Source organism: Rahnella sp. PAMC25617 (assembly GCF_050606005.1).
In the GTDB taxonomy this organism is placed as follows: Bacteria; Pseudomonadota; Gammaproteobacteria; order Enterobacterales; family Enterobacteriaceae; genus Rahnella; species Rahnella variigena.
In genome coordinates this window covers 1-221 of sequence record NZ_JBOCUM010000049.1, presented here as the reverse complement: position 1 = coordinate 221, position 221 = coordinate 1, and the positions used below count along the sequence as shown (strand labels likewise).

Genomic DNA, 221 nt, shown 5'->3' with positions numbered 1-221 from the left:
AGCCGTCTGGTGAGCCATAAAAATGGGGAATGGCAGGCAAGCAACGGGCCTTTCGAACATTTTGACGGGTTGGGTGAAACCGGCTGGTCATTACTGGCGCAGGCCGTGAATCACTGGCATCTGCCCGCCGCTGAACTGGTGAAACCTTTCCGCGTATTGCCGGACTGGCGTTTAGATGACCTGATGATTTCCTATTCCGTGCCCGGCGGAATGTACAGAAT

The 221-nt window shown here is 54.8% G+C and carries 1 pseudogene; it reads left to right on the top strand.

Annotated features, from left to right (window positions below):
• A pseudogene (locus ACM615_RS23870) lies at positions 1-221 on the top strand (cupin domain-containing protein); the annotation flags it as partial.